This is a genomic window from Psychrobacter sp. CX14, from assembly GCF_057396205.2.
Genome location: NZ_CM183187.1, coordinates 430,707 through 451,631, shown reverse-complemented (window position 1 = coordinate 451,631; position 20,925 = coordinate 430,707). Strand labels below are relative to the sequence as shown.

20 protein-coding genes are annotated in these 20,925 nt (G+C 42.2%); 11 read left to right on the top strand and 9 right to left on the bottom strand.

What is annotated here, in order from left to right:
* Positions 1–131 precede the first annotated feature (131 nt).
* Together AC2SLO_RS01925 and AC2SLO_RS01920 are read left to right on the top strand one after the other, a co-directional pair.
* Positions 132–1,064: a pirin family protein gene (locus AC2SLO_RS01925; RefSeq protein WP_486542525.1), complete on the top strand. Its 933-nt coding sequence runs from the start codon at positions 132–134 to the stop codon at positions 1,062–1,064.
* 194 nt (positions 1,065–1,258) lie between these two features.
* Positions 1,259–1,867, top strand: a complete 609-nt coding sequence (locus tag AC2SLO_RS01920; protein WP_486542527.1) for a nitroreductase family protein — start codon at positions 1,259–1,261, stop codon at positions 1,865–1,867.
* 477 nt (positions 1,868–2,344) lie between these two features.
* Here AC2SLO_RS01920 and AC2SLO_RS01915 read toward each other — a convergent pair whose 3' ends face one another.
* The 3 genes from AC2SLO_RS01915 to AC2SLO_RS01905 form a co-directional block, all read right to left on the bottom strand.
* Entirely contained in the window at positions 2,345–3,154 is an 810-nt protein-coding gene (locus AC2SLO_RS01915) for an SDR family NAD(P)-dependent oxidoreductase (protein ID WP_486542529.1), read from the bottom strand.
* A complete protein-coding gene (locus AC2SLO_RS01910) occupies positions 3,133–4,245 on the bottom strand; it encodes an MBL fold metallo-hydrolase (protein WP_486542531.1) in 1,113 nt (370 codons plus the stop codon). Before AC2SLO_RS01910 ends, AC2SLO_RS01915 begins: the two co-directional genes overlap by 22 nt.
* Positions 4,246–4,433: 188 nt before the next feature.
* Positions 4,434–5,147 (bottom strand): RluA family pseudouridine synthase, encoded by a 714-nt coding sequence (locus AC2SLO_RS01905; protein ID WP_486542533.1) that lies wholly within the window; start codon positions 5,145–5,147, stop codon positions 4,434–4,436.
* Positions 5,148–5,479: 332 nt separating this feature from the next.
* Here AC2SLO_RS01905 and trxA point away from each other — a divergent pair, with 332 nt between their 5' ends.
* The 3 genes from trxA to AC2SLO_RS01890 all read left to right on the top strand — a co-directional run bounded on the left by trxA (position 5,480) and on the right by AC2SLO_RS01890 (position 8,546).
* On the top strand, positions 5,480–5,806 hold the full coding sequence (gene trxA, locus AC2SLO_RS01900; RefSeq protein ID WP_486542535.1) for a thioredoxin: 327 nt from the start codon (positions 5,480–5,482) through the stop codon (positions 5,804–5,806).
* A 1,019-nt stretch (positions 5,807–6,825) separates the two neighbouring features.
* Positions 6,826–8,094, top strand: coding sequence for a transcription termination factor Rho (gene rho, locus AC2SLO_RS01895; protein WP_486542661.1), 1,269 nt, complete (start codon positions 6,826–6,828; stop codon positions 8,092–8,094).
* A 206-nt stretch (positions 8,095–8,300) separates the two neighbouring features.
* A complete protein-coding gene (locus tag AC2SLO_RS01890) occupies positions 8,301–8,546 on the top strand; it encodes a YMGG-like glycine zipper-containing protein (RefSeq protein ID WP_486542537.1) in 246 nt (81 codons plus the stop codon).
* Between the two features lie 126 nt (positions 8,547–8,672).
* Here the strand turns inward: AC2SLO_RS01890 and ypfJ are convergent, their stop codons facing one another.
* Positions 8,673–9,557, bottom strand: a complete 885-nt coding sequence (gene ypfJ, locus AC2SLO_RS01885; protein ID WP_486542539.1) for a KPN_02809 family neutral zinc metallopeptidase — start codon at positions 9,555–9,557, stop codon at positions 8,673–8,675.
* Between the two features lie 641 nt (positions 9,558–10,198).
* Between ypfJ and AC2SLO_RS01880 the strand changes: the two genes are divergently transcribed.
* A complete protein-coding gene (locus AC2SLO_RS01880; protein ID WP_486542541.1) occupies positions 10,199–10,576 on the top strand; it encodes a hypothetical protein in 378 nt (125 codons plus the stop codon).
* Between the two features lie 145 nt (positions 10,577–10,721).
* Here the strand turns inward: AC2SLO_RS01880 and AC2SLO_RS01875 are convergent, their stop codons facing one another.
* The 5 genes from AC2SLO_RS01875 to rpmI all read right to left on the bottom strand — a co-directional run bounded on the left by AC2SLO_RS01875 (position 10,722) and on the right by rpmI (position 15,781).
* Positions 10,722–11,027 (bottom strand): integration host factor subunit alpha, encoded by a 306-nt coding sequence (locus tag AC2SLO_RS01875; RefSeq protein WP_486542663.1) that lies wholly within the window; start codon positions 11,025–11,027, stop codon positions 10,722–10,724.
* A 162-nt stretch (positions 11,028–11,189) separates the two neighbouring features.
* On the bottom strand, positions 11,190–13,601 hold the full coding sequence (gene pheT / locus AC2SLO_RS01870) for a phenylalanine--tRNA ligase subunit beta (RefSeq protein ID WP_486542543.1): 2,412 nt from the start codon (positions 13,599–13,601) through the stop codon (positions 11,190–11,192).
* A gap of 106 nt (positions 13,602–13,707) precedes the next feature.
* Positions 13,708–14,811, bottom strand: coding sequence for a phenylalanine--tRNA ligase subunit alpha (pheS, locus tag AC2SLO_RS01865; RefSeq protein ID WP_486542545.1), 1,104 nt, complete (start codon positions 14,809–14,811; stop codon positions 13,708–13,710).
* Positions 14,812–15,139: 328 nt separating this feature from the next.
* Positions 15,140–15,496, bottom strand: a complete 357-nt coding sequence (gene rplT / locus AC2SLO_RS01860) for a 50S ribosomal protein L20 (RefSeq protein WP_007394884.1) — start codon at positions 15,494–15,496, stop codon at positions 15,140–15,142.
* 84 nt (positions 15,497–15,580) lie between these two features.
* Positions 15,581–15,781: a 50S ribosomal protein L35 gene (gene rpmI / locus AC2SLO_RS01855; protein WP_486542547.1), complete on the bottom strand. Its 201-nt coding sequence runs from the start codon at positions 15,779–15,781 to the stop codon at positions 15,581–15,583.
* Between the two features lie 524 nt (positions 15,782–16,305).
* Here rpmI and hisIE point away from each other — a divergent pair.
* The 5 genes from hisIE (at position 16,306) to AC2SLO_RS01830 (ending at position 20,899) form a co-directional block, all read left to right on the top strand.
* Positions 16,306–17,160 (top strand): bifunctional phosphoribosyl-AMP cyclohydrolase/phosphoribosyl-ATP diphosphatase HisIE, encoded by an 855-nt coding sequence (gene hisIE, locus AC2SLO_RS01850; protein WP_486542549.1) that lies wholly within the window; start codon positions 16,306–16,308, stop codon positions 17,158–17,160.
* Positions 17,161–17,224: 64 nt separating this feature from the next.
* Positions 17,225–17,479: a twin-arginine translocase TatA/TatE family subunit gene (tatA, locus tag AC2SLO_RS01845; protein WP_486542551.1), complete on the top strand. Its 255-nt coding sequence runs from the start codon at positions 17,225–17,227 to the stop codon at positions 17,477–17,479.
* Positions 17,480–17,544: 65 nt separating this feature from the next.
* Positions 17,545–18,309: a Sec-independent protein translocase protein TatB gene (gene tatB / locus AC2SLO_RS01840; protein ID WP_486542553.1), complete on the top strand. Its 765-nt coding sequence runs from the start codon at positions 17,545–17,547 to the stop codon at positions 18,307–18,309.
* On the top strand, positions 18,306–19,139 hold the full coding sequence (tatC, locus tag AC2SLO_RS01835) for a twin-arginine translocase subunit TatC (protein ID WP_486542555.1): 834 nt from the start codon (positions 18,306–18,308) through the stop codon (positions 19,137–19,139). The genes tatB and tatC overlap by 4 nt, the downstream gene beginning before the upstream one ends.
* 245 nt (positions 19,140–19,384) lie before the next feature.
* Entirely contained in the window at positions 19,385–20,899 is a 1,515-nt protein-coding gene (locus AC2SLO_RS01830) for a UvrD-helicase domain-containing protein (RefSeq protein ID WP_486542557.1), read from the top strand.
* Positions 20,900–20,925 lie beyond the last annotated feature (26 nt).

The window sequence follows — 20,925 nt, the reverse complement described above, 5'->3', positions numbered from 1 at the left end:
GAGTACAAACAAATTTTTACGTAGTCGCTGACCCTAATTTTTCTAGATAAGCTACTGTATGACAACCCATAGCGTATATGTACAGGTAGGTACAACGTCTATCATAATTAATGTTAATTTAGAGGTGAATTATGAAAACTAAAATTCTTGAACCACGTCTAGCAGATGTTGGCGGTATTCCTATTGCTCGATTACTACCGAATAAAGGCAAGCGCCCTATTGGTGCTTGGTGCTTTATGGATCATGCCGGTCCTGCAGAGTTTGGTGAAGATGAAGACGGTATGCAAGTGGGTCGTCATCCACACATCAACCTACAGACGTTTAGCTGGATGATTGATGGCGAAGTGCTACACAAAGACAGTATTGGTAATGAGCAAGTCATTACCAAAAACCAAGTTAACGTAATGACTGCAGGTACTGGCCCTGATCAAGGTATCAGCCATACTGAGCAAAGCGTATTTCCAGATACAGGCGGCTCTGCTAATGCGTGGCGAGGTATGAATATGGTTCAGTTATGGATTGCTTTGCCATTAGATCAAAAAATCGAACGTGATTTCCATCATTACCCAGAGCTACCTAGCTGGTCAGCAAACGGTGCAGATTTCGTTCTAACCACAGGTGTTTATAATACACCAACTGGTGACAGCTACGAAGCGCCTACTATTCAGTACTCTAAGCTTGTCGGTGTTGACGTTCACTTAACCGAAGATACAGAGGTTGAGTTAACCCTAGAGCCGGGTATGGAGTACGGTATCTTAATGGTAGTTGACGGTGCTGAATATAATGGCACTCAGTACAAACAAAACGACTTAATCCGTTTTGATGATGTTCAAGAGCGCACAACGATTAAAGTAAGTGGTAAAAAAGACACTCGCTTTATGCTGTTAGGCGGTGAGCCACTGAATCAAAAAGTATTATTGTGGTGGAACTTTGTGTCTGATAACAAAGAAGATATTGAGCAAGCCATTATCGATTGGAACAACCATCACCCTCGCTTTGGTAATGTCAATTCGGATCTTAAGCGTTTGGTAGCACCAAAATTACCTGAAGGTTTTAAAGAATAGACTCTTTATTAAATGTATAAAATTACTATCTACTGTTAAATAAATTTACAAAAAAACAATGTCAGTTTTATTTGATTATTTTATAATCATGCAAGATAATTTACAGGGGCACTAGAAACTTACAATAAGCGTGCCCCAACGTAAGTTAACTTTATAGCTGTATTTTATTTCTTGTTTCATAACGGAGAATGACTATGTCAGACCTACAAAACTTACAAAAACTAGCTGAAAAACGTCGTACTATCTATGCATTAAACAGCACTCTACCTGTCGCTAAAGAACAAGTTACTAAAATTGTTGAGCATGCTATTTTGCATACGCCTTCAGCATTCAACTCTCAATCAACTCGTATCGTTGTATTGTTTGGTGAAGATCATAAAAAATTATGGCAAATCACTGAAGATGAGCTACGTAAAGTAGTTGCAGATGACGAAGCATTCGAAGCGACTAAGCAAAAACTTGAAGGCTTTAAAGCAGGCGCAGCAACTATCTTGTTCTATGAAGATCAAAACGTTATTGAATATCTACAAAACAACTTTGCTCTATATGCAAACAAATTCCCAATCTGGTCAGAGCAAACAAGCGCTATGCACCAGTATGTAATCTGGACTGCACTTGCTGCTGAAAACATCGGTGCAAACCTACAGCATTACAACCCACTAATCGATAGCGAAGTTGCTAAAACTTGGAACATCGATCCTAAATGGGATTTAGTTGCTCAAATGGTTATCGGTGGTATCGAACAGCCAGCAGGCGAAAAAGAATTTGAACCACTAGAAAAACGTCTTAAAGTTTTCGGTTAATTGAAAACCCATACTGATTAGAGACGTTTATAATATTTATAACGCTCTAATGACGTAAAAAAAGCAGCCTTGAGCTTTCAGGGCTGCTTTTTTATGTGCGCTTGTTTTATTTTAAGCTTAAACATATTGATTAAGCTAAATTATATTAGGGCGTGTGGAACATTCGACCATGGCACTGGCGGCGACTATTTTTTAGTCAATATGCAGTGAAATTTTTGACGCTTAGTCATTCTAAGTTAGACAATTTCGCAATATATTGGCAAAAAAGAGTCCCGCCCCTGAGAACGGGCAAAGCACTGCTTTGCCCGTTCGCAAGGCGAGAGCTGTGCTCGAGTGAGGCTGATGCTAAAATCGCCCCAGACGTTGTTGCAAACCTAGTCAAGGTCTAGACATTAACGACGGTTTACGCCTAGTCTGAAACAATTTTAGCTATCAGCAGTGCTAATTTGCGAATGTTCCACACGCCCTAAAATAAGCCTAGCGTTTAGCCTGACGCTTAAGACCTTTCTTGCGGAAAGTTTCCACAAAGTTACCTGTTGTCTGTGGAAAGATATTCGCAATCTTTGCCACCACACCACGGCTTGCCGGCAATACCATCTCAAGCGGACGTTTTTCAAGCACAGGGCCTACAATAGCATCAACCACTTCATCCACACTTAAGGTACGATTGCCCGAGAAGGTCAGCGCTGCCTGCTCCTTACCCTTTTGCTGATCAAGCATAGGCGTCTGTACAGCATCAGGACATAAAGTCGTCACCGCAATACCATATTTGCCTAATTCCATACCAGCGGCTAATGAATAGGAACGTACAGCATACTTACTCGCACTATATAAAGACAGACCTGGTACTGGTGAAAGCGCCGCTAAAGAGGCCACATTGATGATATGTCCGCTGCCCTGCTGACGCATAGTATCGACCACACTTTGGGTACCGTATATCGTACCTTTGACGTTAATGTCAAAGTGCAGGTCAACATCATTGGGTACATCAATGTCGGTTATCCAGTTTTCTTTAAGCACGCCCGCCACATTGCACAGCACATCCACTCTTTGCCATTTCTCAAGCACGGTGGCGATGACCTGTTGCCACTGCTCAGGTTCACGTATATCTAAAGACTGCAATAACAACCGCTTGCGTACAGAGTCGGTTAACTGTGCATAACTGCTTTGTAGTGCATCCTTATTGATATCACAGGCGCATACATTATTGCCGCTATCAAGTAAACGCTGACACAGTGCTCGGCCAATACCTGAAGCACCGCCCGTTACGATATAAGTTTGCGCCATATGCCACCTCTCTTCTTTTTGTTTTTAGATTTAGGATTTGGCGTAAACTTACCAAACTCAAGCTCGCCCATACGTATGGTCGGCGCCGTGCCTGGGAAGAATACATATCCTGCAGACTCTGAGGACAAGGCCATGTTATAAAAGCGCTCGTCTTTAGGATAAGGTCCGGCTACGGTTTTCTCTTGAATCATAGACAGATATTGATCAATACCGAATTCTAAAGTATTGCCATTTAAAATAACTTCTGATTGAGTCATTTTGGCGTAGTCAGCAAGACCTTTTATTTTGGAGTGCTCAGGTGAGTAAGCATCCATGCTAACCCCATTTTCGGAGGTTACTAATAAGCCTTGATCGGTATGGGCAACAATCGAGTGATTGCCCTCGGTATGGCCTTTGGTACGCATCAGCGCAACCGAGCCATCACCGAGCAATACATCGCCATCTAATAGCTCAATTCGACTGTCATCGATACCATCGATACCGCCTGGGCAATACCACTGATTCTGCCAAGGCAATAAAGCTTGAGCACTTTCCCACTCCTCACGCATCACGAGTAGCTTGGCATTTGGAAATAATGCAGACTGCCCTGTACCACCTAACCAACGGGTAATATTCTGGGTATGCAAATGATCATAGGTAATATAATCAACGTCTTCAGGATTTAGTCCGAGTTTATCTAGCACGTTAAGCACGGTATTGGTGGCTCTGACCATAATCTTTTCAACAGGCTTAGACAATACACCCATATCTTGCAACATGTGGTAGAAATAGGGTGTCTCTGCTTGATGCTCCCAGTCTGATGGGCTAACCAGTAAGGTTTTTAGACCCTCATCACTATCAAACTGAATGACGAATACTTTGTTACAGATATGAAGGTAGGGAGAGGCGCCGCCAAAAGCGTGTAAATAGCCAAACTTGGTCGGGTATGGAATACGAATCAGCTCAAAGGTTTTGTAGAATTTGACCTTGGGGCCAGCAAGCATGGTTTTGCGGAAGTCTTCGGCAGCAGCGCGTACATCTTCGACTCGGTCGAGCGGCTTTGCCGCATCACGCGCGTGCTCGAAGTGATTGGTTGAGTGAATCACAGTCATAGAATATCCTTATTTTATGGTAGCCCCTTGTTAGCACTAGTCTAATGGCCTTTAGGGGTTGGTTCACAGAAAGACGCATTACCTTTGACAGGTAATGTCATCTTTAAGAGAGACTATCTAATATATATCCTATCTACACGATACTATCTGGCTCTATTGATTAAAAGACTTTTATTTGCCTGATAGGTTTAAAACGGCACAGGACTTTCCCACGCCATCCAAGTGTTCATTGCCGGATGTTTAAGACGCAGTTTGTGGGCATGTAAATTTAATCGTGGCGCCAGCTCTAGCGCTTCGCCTTCCGCATAAATGGGGTCACCGATAATAACATGACCCAAGTGCAACATATGCACACGCAATTGATGGCTGCGCCCAGTAACAGGATGAAGCGCAACACGAGTCACAGACTTACCTTGACGCAGCTCATGATGCAGCACTTCATAATGGGTCAGTGCATGCTTTTTCCAGTCTGGATCAGCCACATGCTTGGGCTTAATAGTCGGCTCATAACGTACCGGAATATTAATCTTACCCTTCTTACCAGGTGTCGCTAAAGTGCCCTGCACGATGGCTTGATATTCTTTTTGTGGAATACGTTCAATAAATTGTTTACTAATATGGGTTTGCGCCGGTTTGTTTTTGGCAAAAATCATTAGACCTGACGTGTCCATATCCAAACGGTGAATAAGCTTTACATCAGGATTGGCTTTCACCAGTCGAGCCAATAGGCTAACCTTTAAGTCCTTACCGTCAATACTGAGCAGTCCGGCCGGCTTGTCCACCAATAAGATATCGTCATCTTCATAGACGGTAATTTGTGCCATAAAGTCTTTGAAAAACTGCGTATCACGCTGGGTTTCTTCAAGGTTAAGCTGGTTTACTGTTTCTAGTGGTATCGCCATAATACATTGCAACGCTGTAATAAATGATTGAATAAAAAGGTAAAACTGCTCTAGTAGTTATCTAAGTAAATAAGCGGCTAATCCACAACCTTATTTAATATGTTTGCACGCCATTTGATAAGTATTATCGCCCATTTACTGGAGGTGTGAGTATATCATCAATCCAACTTATACCAATTATTAACCAGATTTAACCGGCCGCAGACAAAACAATGCATAATAAATGGTAAAATAGTTTCTAATAGTATTTTCGCATCAACGTGCTATATCTATTTTTTAATATTTATAACATCCATTCACATCCGTATTTTAATAAAATAAAGGAAATCCTTATGTCAGATTTAATTATCAACACCACAGATGCAAACTTTGACCAAGATGTACTACAAGCAGATAAGCCTGTATTGGTAGATTTTTGGGCAGCTTGGTGTGGTCCATGTAAAGCAATTGCACCAGTTTTAGAAGAGCTTGCTCAAGACTACAATGGTAAAGTAACCATCGTTAAAGTTGACGTTGATGAAAACCCAGAAACTGCAAGCCGTTTCGGTATCCGTAGTATCCCAACGCTAATGGTATTCAAGGGCGGCGAGAAAGTAGATACGGTTATGGGCCTTCAGCCTAAAGCTGATCTAGCTGCTTTACTTGATAAGCATGCCTAATGACTTTTTGGTCTTTTTGTGATGTCCTTTTGATTGGGTATTCACCTATCGGCATTCACTAAAAAAACCAAGGAGCAGGGTTTAAAAAGGCGATTGTCCTTAGATAATTGCCTTTTTTATCTTTATAATTATGGGCTTAGCGAGGCGAATAACGGCTTATATACTGCCTTACTATTAAATCCTTATCTAATGAAGTAGAGAGTATCTTCTATTATTAGGCCAAAATATGAGTGCGTTTAGGTAAAATCCTGATATTTAATGGCCTTTAAAGCAACAAAACCATTGACATAACGCTGTAAAACACCGTATAGTTTGTGTTCTAGAGAATACCTATTGTCAACTTGCGGTCAATTCGCGAAGTCTCAAGAAATGAATGCTGATTTAACGCATCCTTAGTTTCTGTCTTACCAGTACTCGCTTATCTGTACGCAATCTTTGATTTATCATCCCTTATCTAAATCACACTATCTGAACTTGCGTCACTGTTAATAACAACGCCAGTTAGTCGTCTTTTTATATGCTGATTGATAGTCAAATATTGACAATCAAAAGACCTTTTCTCGCTTTCTTGCACAACAGTAAACCCCGTCTGAATCCAATATACTTTATATTTAATTGATTAAATAATAGGTAAAACGCTTATCTAAGATACTGCGTATAAGCTGCCTTCTTCTAGCTTAGCGCCAATTTTACATATTCATTTATTGTCACTACTTATTGCTATATAACCTAATATATTTGCAAATTGTTAGTGATAATGTGCAAGATAATGGTTGCTATAACATCAAAAGACGTGTGTGTGACTTGTGCAAGTATTAATACGTGGTCATGGTACCTCTATTCTATTTATATCATAAACTCAGTAATCTTATTTTCATGAATAACCTTACTTTTTCCTACCATTATTTGGTGTCAACTCTACCTGTGTGTAGCGATAGCCTTTATCGTAACCACAACAATCACTTATTGCATACTTCTAGTAGCTGACTATGACTCAACAACCATCAAACGAAACCTCTATGAATCTGACTGAACTAAAAAAGAACTCTGTTTCTGAATTGCTAAATATTGCAAAAGAGATGGGACTCGATAATCTTGCCCGTAGCCGCAAACAAGACATCATTTTTGCTATTTTAAAAAAGCATGCCAAAAATGGTGAAGCCATCTATGGTGATGGTGTACTTGAAGTACTGCCCGATGGTTTTGGCTTTTTGCGCTCATCAGAAGGCTCGTATCTAGCAGGTCCTGATGATATTTATGTTAGTCCGAGCCAAATTCGCCGCTTTAGCCTAAAAACAGGCGACTCTATTGCCGGTACGATCCGTCCGCCAAAAGATTCTGAACGTTATTTTGCGCTATTGAAGGTCGGTGAGATTAACTTTGATACCCCAGATCGTTCACGTCATAAATTAATTTTTGAAAACCTAACACCACTATTCCCAACTGAGCAGCTTAAGCTTGAGACAGGTAATGGTACGACTGAAGATTTAACCGGTCGTGTTATCGACTTGATTGCGCCTATCGGTAAAGGTCAGCGCTCTATTATCGTGGCACCGCCAAAAGCTGGTAAAACCGTTCTACTTCAAACCATTGCACAGTCTATTACGCGTAATAATCCTGAATGCTATTTGATTGTTCTGCTTATCGATGAACGCCCAGAAGAAGTGACCGAAATGCAGCGCACGATACGCGGTGAAGTGGTTGCCTCTACTTTTGATGAGCCGCCACAGCGTCACGTCCAAGTTGCCGAAATGGTTATCGAAAAAGCCAAGCGTCTGGTTGAGCACAAACAAGACGTGGTGATTTTATTAGACTCTATCACTCGTTTGGCACGTGCTTATAATGCGGTCGTACCGTCATCTGGCAAAGTATTATCAGGTGGTGTAGACGCCAACGCGTTAGCACAGCCTAAACGCTTCTTTGGTGCAGCACGTAACATCGAAGAAGGCGGTAGCTTAACCATTATCTCAACTGCCCTAATCGATACTGGCAGTAAGATGGACAGCGTTATCTTCGAAGAGTTCAAAGGGACAGGTAACCAAGAAATTACGCTTGAGCGTGATTTGGCTGAAAAACGTGTATTCCCAGCTATTAATATCAAAAAATCTGGCACACGCCGTGAAGAGCGCCTGCTTGATGAGGATACGCTGCGTAAAGTTTGGATTTTACGTAAATTGCTTCAGCCGATGGATGGTACGCAAGCCACTGAATTCTTGCTCGATCGCTTAAAAGAGGCAAAAACCAATGATGATTTCTTTGATCAAATGAAGCGTAAATCACAAAACTAGTTGTTTAAAAGCTTGATATAACGTACGAAAGAAGATGGCCGTTAACAGATGTTAGCGGTTTTTTTGTAGGATACATCCACATAACACCGTTTACATTCCGTGAGTATAGCGTAGCCTTATCGATACACTGCTATTTTGGCTGATACGCTACACTTATCAAATCGTAACTTGTTTAATTTCTCAGGCCAAATAAGGAAGAATATATCATGAAACTTACTAAAACTCTTGCATTCGCAACGATGACTAGCTCTGCACTTCTTATGGCTGGCTGTAATTCAACGGGTGGTTTTAATCCAAATAATATGAACAACACTGCTAAAGGCGCGGCGGCTGGCGCGGTTGCTGGTGCTCTTATCAAGAGCGGTGGTGATAGTGGAGATATCGCTAAAGGTGCTGCAACGGGTGCCGTATTGGGCGGTGGCACGGGTTATGTTATCGATCATACTAAATAATTGTGGGTTAATGAGTCGCTATTTTATTTAATTATCCAATGATAAATGATTAAACAAAAAAGCCTGCAATTGCAGGCTTTTTGTTTAAAAGCTATTTACCTAACATCTAGCGTCTATTAAATACTGCTAAATACTGCCTGAGAATGTATCACAGTTGCGTACATCACCCGTTTCAAAGCCACGGCTAAACCAGTTCACACGCTGCTGACTGCTACCATGCGTAAAGTTATCAGGAACCACTGCTCGGCCACTAGCCTGTGCTAAACGGTCATCACCAATCTGACTGGCTGCCTGTAGTGCTTCATCAATATCGCCCGATTCTAAGAACTGAACACGTTGTTGATTACGATTCGCCCATACCCCTGCATAGCAGTCTGCTTGCAATTCTTGACGTACTGACAACTCATTACCTTGCGCTTCACTGACTTGACGACGCGCCTCATTTACCTTTTGTGATGTACCCATTAAGGTTTGCACGTGGTGACCCACTTCATGTGCAATCACATAAGCCTGTGCAAAATCACCCGCCTTACCTTGGTTTTCAGCATCGCCTGAACCTTGCTGATCACCAGTAATGCCTAAATTTTGTCGCATTTCAGCGAAAAAGGACGTATCTAGATATACTGTCTGATCACCTGGGCAATAAAAAGGACCAGTTGCCGCCGTTGCGCTACCACAGGCTGAGTTAACGCTACCGTTAAATAATACCAATTGTGGCTCTTGATATGTTCCGCCTAACTCTTGGAAGACCTGTTTCCAAACATCTTCAGTATCCGCCACAACAGTGGCGACAAACTGAGCATCACGGCTATCATCATTTAAAGGTTGAGTACTCGTAGCACTACCTCCCCCGTTAGTAACGGATTGACCTGTCTGAAAAGCGGTCATTGGATTCATGCCAAATACTAACCATAAGATGAGGCCAATTATGATACCAAAAATACCACCGCCTGCTGCTTTACCTCCACTCATGCGCACATTAGAGCTTCTACGCCTACCTCGCCATTTCATCGATAGTTGCCTCAATTATTGATTTATAAACATTGTTATATTACCTGTTTCATACCTTATCTTATAGGATTTGGATATTATATAAAGCCCCTACACAAGGCGATACGACAAAACACAACATATTTATATAAGTAGATGACTGTTATTAGTCATAGCATGCAGCTAATACCATCCAATCTACCGTTCATCCTATAAGTATCATAGTATAGGCACAAATAAGACTATACTCTAGGGGTGGTGCAGCATGACGGCTTTGTGTTCTTAATGGAATGGACAGCTCAGTAAGGATTGGTACTGTTTTGAAGTAACAATGAACTTACATTCTGTGATTGCATCCAGTTGAGTTAAGAAATAAAATGAACAAAAATGCTTAGTATAAGTGTTTATCAAAATTTTTAGACTTAATTTTTTAGGTAATCGAGAGAATTTATTACTCTAGTTTCGTTAAAAATTGTATCTAAATATAATGTTTAACAAGATTTACTTTATATTGTCATATTGGTGAGGTATAATCGCCAACGAATTCTGACTCTGTAAGATTTCACTTATGATCTAGTTAGATGACAGAAATACTTTTTATTTCTGCGTGACTGTTTATAAATTGCTTTGTCAGTCATATTTCACTTTTTTGGAGATAAACTATGAAACTTAAGCTACTTGCACTTTCAGGTCTAATGGCTGCTACTATGGGCTTAACAGCTTGTGACAGCAACAAAGAAAACGCTGTTGAAGACGTTAACGACGCTCAAGAAGAGCTACAAGACGCAGAAGCAGAACTAAACGAAGCTGCTGCTGAAGGCGAAGCTGTTGGTACTGAACAAGCTGAATTAGCTGACGCACAGGCTGCTGCAGACGAAGCTGAAGCTGCTGCTATGGCTGGTGATGCAGAAGCTATTGAAGAGTCAAACACTACTGATGTAGATGCAGTTTCAAATGAAGCTATGGCTACTGCTGATGACACTACTGATGTAGCTGTTGTTGAAGATGCTGAAGGCGATGCTGAAGTTGTAACTCAATAATAGTAATTCCTACCTAGCAAAAAAGTTATACAAAAAAGAGAGCCAGTTGGCTCTCTTTTTTTGTTTTTTGACTTCAATTTAAAAATAGTTCAAGGTTAAGATTCTGTAGAAGCGAGCAATAACTTATGTTACTGGCTATCAACTTCTAAGCTTGTTGCGCTGTCTGCCTCTCATCTACTTGGCGACGCAGTTTTTGACCTGCTTTAAATGTCACCACACGGCGTGCACAGATTTCAACCTCTTCTCCTGTTTTCGGGTTGCGTCCTGGTCTACTCTTCTTATCTTTTAGGATAAAGTTACCGAAACCGGATAACTTTACATCTTTGCCATCTACCAAATTGGCATAAATTTCATCAAAAAACGAATCTACTAACATTCGTCCCTGTTGACGGGTAAACCCAAATTTATCAACAAGGTGATCAATAATATCTGCTTTTGTAAGAGTCATGATTGCGTCTTCCTTTTCGTATTCAATCTTATCAATGGCTTTTAATAGACCTGATAATAATAGTAAGGCCCATAAGCTTCCTGCTTGATGGGCGCTGTTTTGGTTATTTTAAAAACAACTGTCTTTAAAATAACATTTATGTGTCAGAGTGTATATTAATATTTCTTAACTGTCTCTTAATTGTACACCATAGGCTTCCTGTAATGAACCTATCACTTTCTCCATTGCCTCGTTGACAACCTCATCGGATAGGGTCTGTGCGACATCCTGCCAGATTAAAGCAAAGGCAACGGAACGCATGCCCTCTGGTGTGTGCTCACCTTGGTACACATCAAACAACCAGTGCTGTTGTAGTAGGGTTCCACCTGCCTTGCGGATAGTCGCAGATAAATCTTGACGAGGAATATTAGCATCTACTAAAAAGGCAATATCACGGCGAACTTGAGGGAACTTAGAGGGACTTTGAATGCCGTGTAGCACTCGCATTTGCTCCAAAATTGGCTCTAATGTTAATTGAGTAACCCAAGTCTTAGGTAAATCCAGTTCTTGAGCAATACTTGGATGCAGCTGACCTAACCAGCCCACAACCTCACCATTGATTAATAACTCTGCGCTTTGACCAGGATGTAAGAAATCCAATGTGCTGCGCTGATAGCTAATACTGGCGTCATCTAATGTCGATGGTAGTAATTGCTCCACATCATTTTTTAGATCAAAGAAGTCCATCGCACGATTGTCATGTGCCTGTTCTGGATAGATATCACCAGTTGCGACAATCGCTAGACTTGGGGTTTGAACCAGTTCAGAAACAGTAGCGCCCACAAAGCTTAGACCGGTTTCAAAGAAACGCACGCGAGGCTGTTGACGGTTTAAGTTATACTGCACACAAGGCAATAAGCTTGATAGTAAGGTGCGGCGCATTACCGCTAGATCTGATGAAATAGGGTTAGCAAGCGCTAACACATTACCCAGTTTTGAGTCATCCAAGATGGTTTCAATCTTCTCATCACTAAAACTAAAGCTAATCGCTTCCATATAGCCTGCATCGACCATTTTAAGCTTCAAGCGGTGCGTCAAATCAGCAGTGTCATCGAAACTCATGTCGACACCAAGATTTGGCAGGGTGCTTGGAATATTGTCATAGCGATAGATACGCGCGATTTCTTCAATCAAATCTTCACTAATCTCAATATCAAAACGATGGCTTGGCGGTAAGCAGTAGAGAACGGTCTTGCCGTCGTGCTCAGATTCTTCTACTTGAATCTCAAGACGTGTTAATATCTCGATAATACGCTCTTTGGCAATCTCAATACCAATCACGTCTTTCACTTTCTGTAAAGGTAGACGTACAATTGAACGGTTTGGCAACTGATTAGTGTCTTCAACGGTTGTAATATGACCGGCTTCACCACCTGCTACACTGCTAATGAGGTTAACTGCACGATTTAGGGCTGTTGAAGGCAGCTCAAAGTCCACACCACGTTCAAATCGCTGCGAGGCATCAGTATGTAAACCAAAACGGCGCGCACGCCCTGCGATAGCAAGCGGTTCAAAGAACGCACTTTCTAACACAATATTGGTGGTCTCATCGGTAACGCTGCTGCGCATACCGCCCATAATACCAGCAAGGGCTAATATGCCTTCATCGTCAGCAATAACCAGTTCGTCCCCTTTTAAGGTGACGGTTTGCTCATTGAGCAGCTCCAAGCTTTCGCCTTCTACCGCTTTACGAACCTTAATGGCACCGATAATCTTATCAGCATCAAAAGCATGTAGCGGCTGACCCAGCTCTAATAAAACATAATTAGTCACATCGACCAAGAAGTTATGCAAACGTTGGCCACTTTGTAGCAATGCTTTTTGCATCCACTCAGGTGTCTCAACACTGCGGTCAATATTAAGCACCGGCTGTGCAAGATAGCGTGGACACGCATCAACCGCATCAACCGTTACTGCTTGAGTTGCGTCAGTATCACCAACTTGCTCAGTGGTCTCTGGAGCAGTCACAGGCAGATTGTTAATCACACCGATTTCACGGGCAATACCACGGACGCTAAAGCAGTCGCCACGGTTTGGGGTGATAGAGATGTCTAAAACCTTATTGTCTAGACCTAAGTAATCACGAATATCTGTGCCCAGAGGTGCATTGTCTGGCAGCTCAAGCAAACCATCTACCACATCTGGCAAATCAATTTCTGATGCACCGCATAACATACCTTGTGACTCAACACCGCGCAGCTTGCTCTTTTTAATCTTAAAACCTTTGCCGTCTGGTGTCGGTAGCTTTGCACCAATAGTAGCCACAGGTGCACGCATGCCAACACGCACATTTGGTGCACCACAAACAATTTGTAGCGGCGCATCACTATTGATATTAACCTGAGTTACTCGCAATTTATCGGCATCAGGATGAGGTTCAACAGAAATTACTTCACCGATGACCACACCACTAAAGTCAGCCGCAACCGCTTCGATATCGTCAATTTCAAGACCTGCCATGGTCAACTGATCGGCCAGCTCTTGTGTACTGTTATTTGGGTTTACCCACTCGCGTAACCATTGTTCGCTAATTTTCATAGAATTCTCAAAAGGCTGTCAAATTATTATGTCTGTTATCGTATCGGATATTTACCAGAGACTTTGCGTAATACCGCAAATCTATCTGGATTTATCAGCACTTGGCTTAACCAAACTGACGTAAAAAACGCACATCGTTTTGGAAGAATAAGCGTAAGTCGTCAATGCCGTAATAAAGCATGGCGAAACGCTCGATACCCATACCAAAAGCAAATCCTGTATATTTCTCAGAATCAATACCGCAATTGGTTAATACTTTAGGATGTACCATGCCGCAGCCCATCACCTCAAGCCACTTACCGTTATCGGCTAAGATATCAACTTCTGCTGACGGTTCTGTGAATGGGAAGAATGACGGACGGAAACGAACGGTCAGCTCTTTGCCAAAGAAGGCTTGCAAGAACTCATTGATTAAGCCTTTAAGCTCCGCAAATGTGGTGCGTTCAGTAACCATTAGCCCCTCCAATTGATGGAACATAGGCGAGTGGGTTTGATCTGAATCGTTACGGTACACGCGTCCTGGACAGATAATACGAATCGGCGGCGCGCCCGCTTCCATGGTGCGCACTTGCACTGGACTGGTATGAGTACGCAGTAAATAATGTGCATCAAAATAGAAGGTGTCATGCATAGCACGCGCAGGATGATGCGACGGGATATTCAGCGCTTCAAAGTTATAATAATCGCTTTCAACTTCAGGGCCAGTCGCCACATTAAAGCCAGCTTGCATAAAGAACTGCTGCATACGTTGAGCGGTCATAGTCACTGGGTGTAGTTGACCTTTTTGCTGACCACGTGCCGGTAAAGTGATATCGATACGCTCTGCTGCTAATTTAGCTTCAAGTGCCGCAGCTTCGAGCGCTTGCTGCTGATTGTTTAGCGCATCATTAATCTGAGTACGCACTTGATGTAGCCAGCCACCCATGGTCTTTTTGCTATCAGCATCAAGTTTGCCCATCTGCTTTGACCAACCAGTTAATGCGCTTTTCTTACCGGTTAAATTCACACGCATCTGCTGCAAATCGGCACTGCTTGCAATCTCGCTAACGGCCACTTTTGCAGCATCAGCATATGTCTGCAACTGCCCTTCATTTAACTCGCTTAGCGTTTCAGATAAATTTGGAAGGCTGGCTATAAGGTCAGCTAAGCCACGTTTTGGCTCAGTGTTAGTATCATTTTGAGTATTCGATGTGCTGTCAGATTGAGTCATGTAAGCATTCTCAGAGTTTGTTAGCTGTGGGCAGCCTTGTCCTTCTCTATATAAGGATAAGGCGCCTTAAATTGAGGGGTTAATTAGATCAAAGTAATGGCTTAGCATCAAATATAAGATGCGATTATGACGACTTTATTGTTATTAGAATCACGCTCTGTCTTTATTCATATTAATAAGTGCTGATATGAATATACAGAAATAGCAATGATTTTAGTCGGCCATAGAGTGAGCTATTTGCCAGTAATTGTAAGCAAATTAAACAAAAAAAGCCATCGATATGCGATGGCTTCTTTTATTACGATAATGACTACTTAATGAATGCTAATTAAGCCAAAGCAGCTTTTGCTTTTTCAGTCAATGCTGTGAATGCAGCAGCGTCATGCATAGCGATATCAGCTAGTACACGGCGATCGATTTCGATGTTTGCTTTTTTCAGACCATTGATGAAACGGCTATAGCTTAAACCATTTAAACGTGCACCGGCGTTGATACGAGCAATCCAAAGACGACGGAAAGTACGTTTTTTGTTGCGACGGTCACGATATGCGTATTGACCAGCTTTAGTTACAGCTTGGACAGCTACACGATAAACTCGTGAACGAGCGCCGTAATAACCTTTAGCGCGCTTTAAGATTTTTTTGTGACGACGGTTTGCTTGAACACCACGTTTTACACGGGCCATAAGATACTCCTAATAAATTGATTTGCCTGAACTTATACTTTCAATTAAGTTAAATAATATAAGAACAATAAAAATTAAGTGGGTTTATAAATAAGGGCACATACGGCGAACCGCAGCTACATCAGCAACATGCACCAGTTTCGTACCACGTAATTGGCGAATACGTTTAGGAGACTTTTTGGTCAGAATGTGACGTTTGAACGCTTGTTTGCGCTTGAAGCCGTTAGCAGTTTTTTTGAAACGCTTAGCAGCACCACGTTTTGTTTTCATTTTAACTTTCTTCATAAGAACCTCTTATTCTTTGTTGTCAGCTTTAGTGTGTCTAAATAGAGAACACTCAGCTTAACAGCCAAGGGAAAACCTGTTCGTCAGTATATTAGTCTCCTTTATACGTCGTAAACTTAATAAAAAGTTCGTCAATATAAAGCCAGTAATATCACTGCCTTGAGGTGGGAATTGCGTATTCTATCAGATAGTGTGTGTTTAACCAACCACATTTAGCCAAAATAGCGAAAAATCGAGGTCCAACTGACGATTTATCAAGCCTTATCTTTAAATCGATGATTTTACCTATTGTCTGTTCACTATTTTCCTATTACTTAGCATCTTCTATTTATCACCACACCCGTCTATTCATTCGTTATTAAAAATGAGCTTATTGTCAAAAATCAGTCATTAGAATGTGGTGATGACACGCTTATAAACCTATATACTATGAGTCATATCATTCGCTTTATACAAACAATTGGTTAGCTATTTACTATAAGCGGCCGCATTATTTTATTTATTGATATTGATTAGGTTTTTTTATGTCCGATTCCGCTCTAAATGCCAACGATACCCAGACACGCTCATGGTTAGATGAGGTGACATTTAATTCAGATGGCCTGCTGCCTGCGATTGCTCAAGATAAAGAGTCAGGTGAGATATTAATGATGGCATGGATGAACCGTGAGGCCTTACAGCTGACCGCTGAAACCAAAACAGCGGTCTACTTCTCTCGCTCTCGCAGCAAGCTGTGGCATAAGGGAGAGACCTCGGGGCATACGCAAATCGTTCATGACATTCATCTTGATTGTGATGCCGATGTGGTGGTGCTGACAATCACACAAATTGGCGATATTGCGTGTCATACCGGACGTCGCTCTTGTTTTTATCGTAAGCTTGATTTAAGCGGTGATACGCCAAAATGGCAAAATGACGCGCCTATTCTTAAAGATCCAAAAGATATTTATGGTGCTACAGACAGTCATGCACCCAGTGATATAATAAAGGCTGATGACAATACGCGTGCGGATATTAATGCAGCCGATGTGCTAAGCCAGTTAGATGCCGTATTAGAGGCACGTAAACAGGCCGATTCCGGCAGCTCTTATGTGGCAAGCTTATACGCCAAAGGTATCAATAAAATATTAGAGAAAGTCGGCGAAGAGGCGGTTGAAACCATTATTGCCGCCAAAGACCTGGCTGCTACGCCTGAAAACTCTGATACAGAAGAATCAAAATCCTTGGTCGATGATTTGGTATATGAAATTGCCGATGTTTGGTTTCACACCGTGGTCACATTAGCGTGGTTTAATATCGGGTCCGATCGTGTCTTGGCAGAGCTTGCCCGACGCTTTGGTTTATCTGGTATTGAAGAAAAAAACAGCCGTACTCAATAAGCGGCTAATCCAACCCATGTAGTCAGTTATTGACAATAAATAAGTTACATTAAAGGACAAGATTATGAGCCTATCTCCCATGCAGTTGTTGATTATCCTTGGTATTGCCATCCTTATTTTTGGTACAGCAAAACTGAAAAATGCCGGTAAAGATTTAGGCGGCGCGGTTAAAGGCTTTAAAGATGCGGTGAAAGATGAAGAAGAAGCGCATGCTAAGAAGCATAACGTTATCGACCATGATACCAATGCTAATAATAAAGTAGACGCTGGCGTTAAAGTTGATGACATCAAAGTCAAAACTGATGACCATCAAGCGTAGTCACTTATCCCTTGTACCTTATAAAGTAAGTACCTTGTAGAGCAGTGATAGGACGATAAGCGGTTATGTTTGATTTTAGTTTTTATGAGCTAATGGTGTTTGGCATCATTGCACTCATTGTGCTCGGCCCAGAGAAGTTACCCCAAGCGGTGCGTACCGTGGGTACTTATTATGCTAAATTTCGCCGTACCGTGGGTACTTTAAAGGCAGAAATGGAAGCTGAGCTTGATTTGGCTGAAACACGTCAAAGGATGCAAGAGGAGCTGGCTAAAATTAAACAAGCTGAAGCAGAGATGCAACGAGAAATGGCTGAGCTGCGTGGCAATATGAAAGAATTTGAAGCACAGCAAAACTCTCAGCTTAGAGCCGCTCAAGGTGGTGCAGTTGCCGCCGGCACCAGTGCTGCACCAAAAGATAAGAAAGACTGGGTGCATCCTGTCGATCAAGCCAATCCAAATATGGCCGCACCCACTGCTGTTACCACAGATTATAGCTATGGTAATAATCCAGACAGCACTCAGCCTGCACCGACTGTAGAGGAAGGCTTAGAGTCTGATGTATTAAACAATGATAGCTCAGAGCGCAAAGATTCAAATAATAAAACCACTCAAGCTGCTGCTCAGCCGATGACGCGTCCTTGGGAGAATATGTGGTTTTTGTTGGGTGATTATGACAGAGCGAGACGATTACCCCCTGCCCCCTTGCTACCAAATTATAAAGCCAATCCATTGCTGTATAACATGGTGACACAGTCTTCGCAGGCAGCTACATCCTCCGAATCAAATGCCAATAGCTTAAGCACGGACAGCGCGGCTGAGGTGAAATCATGAGTTTACTTAAGAATAAAAAACCAAGGTTTGCGCCAAAAGACAGCACCGAAGATTTAAACGATGATTTACCCAATACTGAGCCCAACAGCTTAGCCGATATGCCGATTACTGAGCATTTGGTTGAACTGCGCTCGCATCTGATTAAAATTATGGTGATTGTGGGTGTCATCTTCTTGGGCTTGGTTGGCTTCTCGCGTGAGTTGTATGACATCGTCTCAGAGCCACTGGTAGAGATTTTACCTGCGGCATCAACGATGATTGCAATCGATCCCGTGGCTAACTTTATGGCGCCAATTCGCTTAACGTTGCTGACTTCTGCGTTTTTTGCGATGCCGTTTATTTTGTATCAAATCTGGGCATTTATCGCACCTGGCTTGTACAAACATGAAAAACGCATTGCGGTGCCCATTTTATTATCCTCTATTGTCTTATTTTACACCGGTGTGGCCTTTGCTTATTTCATCGTTTTAAGACGGGCGCTTAGCTTTTTGATTACCTTCTCGCCATCAAGCGTGGTACCGATGACCGATATTGAGAGCTATCTAACGTTTGTCACTAAGCTGTTGATGTTGTTTGGTATTACCTTTGAGATACCGGTCGTGGTATTGATTTTGGTTATTACTGGTATCGTATCGGTGACCACCTTGGCAGATAAACGCCGCTATGTCATCGTTGCCTGTTTTGCCGCGGCCGGCGTGATGTCACCGCCTGACGTGCCATCGATGTTCTTGTTGGCATTACCGATGATATTATTATTCGAGTTTGGTTTATTAATGGCACGCCTACTGGTCCGCGAGAAAAAGAAAGCGGCCGTAACTGACGAAGAATAAAACGCATGTGAGGTAGGTTGATAAACTTACCTCAACCCTCATCTAGTTATTATCCTTAATCCTTATTTAAACCACTTTATTGATTCTGCTTTAATAATCTAATTTGATTCGATTGATAAATACGCTGCGTTTCATGCGTATCTTATTGTCGACGCCATCTATTAATATCTTCCTCTTTTTTTGCTTAATGACTATGGGTTACCTATAATCCATATCGACTTTTTGATTAATATACAGGTAATAACATGTCCATAACCAATGCGCCGTCACCTCAAATGCCCGCTTATATGAGTGACCCTACTGAGGAGCAGTTAGCGGCGTTAAATATGGCTATGGACGGCAAGTCCTTTAAGGTCGTGGCTTACGCCGGTGCCGGTAAAACCACTACCCTAAAACTTATTGGTGAGCGTCTGCGAGGACGTGGTCTTTATTTAGCGTTTAACAAAGGCATCGCTAATGAGGCAAAACAAAAGTTCCCAGGTCATGTCGATTGTCGAACTTTTCACTCACTTGCCTATCGCCATGTACCGCGTGATATTACAGCCAAGCTATCGTTACCTCGCTTTTCACCCAAACGTTTGGGTGATGATTTAGGATTACGAACTGTACAAGTACGCCGCCAGATGGACGGCAAAACCAATTACGTTAGCCTAACCCCTGCCCGCCAAGCACGATTTGTCAGTGATGCGGTGAGCTATTTTTGTAGTACGCACGCCAGTTATCCAGCACCAAGGCATCTACAATTCCCAAGTTGGATCAACGAATCGGATGCCGAGCAGCTGCGTGAGATGCTGTACCCTGCGGTCGAAAAGCGCTGGCTTCAATCCATTGATGCACGTCACCCTGCCGGCATTGGCCATGATATTTATCTAAAACTCTGGGCCTTATCTAAACCTGCCATTCCTGCAGACTTTATCTTATTTGATGAGGCGCAAGATGCCGATCCATTAATGATGGGGATTTTGACCCAACAGCCACGCCAAGTCATTTATGTCGGTGATGCGCATCAGCAAATTTATGAATGGCGCGGTGCGGTCAACGCAATGAAAAAACTGCCGCTGCCACAAACCTTACTCACTCAGTCTTTCCGATTTGGTGAAGACATTGCTGATGTGGCCAATTTATTGTTAAAAGCGCTGCAAGAAGAGGTCCCTTTAAAAGGTAGTCCACATAAGACTTCCACTACCAATAAAACTCCTACTCATGGTAAAAAAGACGCTGTCTTATGCCGTACCAATGCTGCGGCTATGGCACAGTTATTGGCAGGACTAAAGAACGGGCATAAGGTTGCCTTGCAAGCAGACTCCGACCGCATGCTAAAATTCTGTAAAGCGGCGGAAAGCCTTAAAGCCGGTAAGTCAGCGTATGGTGTGCCAGAGCTGGCTTACTTTTATCATTGGAGTGATGTGCAGGATTATGCTGAAACCACCGAGGGCAGTGACCTTAAAACTTTAGTGAAGTTGGTCGATGACCATGGGACTGATGTATTAAGTAAAGCGGTCAATAGCTTAACCGATGTCAAAGATGCCGACTACGTGATATCTACCGCGCACAAAGCCAAAGGCCTAGAATGGGGACGCGTGCAACTTGATGATGACTTTTATTATGACGTCACTACTAGTGGCATAAAAATCAACCCTGAAGAGCTGCGTCTGCTCTATGTGGCGTGTACCCGTGCGCAAGATAACTTAGATATTCATAATATTAAAGACTTAATATCCGGTCTTAAAACAGGTAAAAAAGTAATCTATGGATCTTAAGGTATTTAAATGAGTGTCCTTAATAC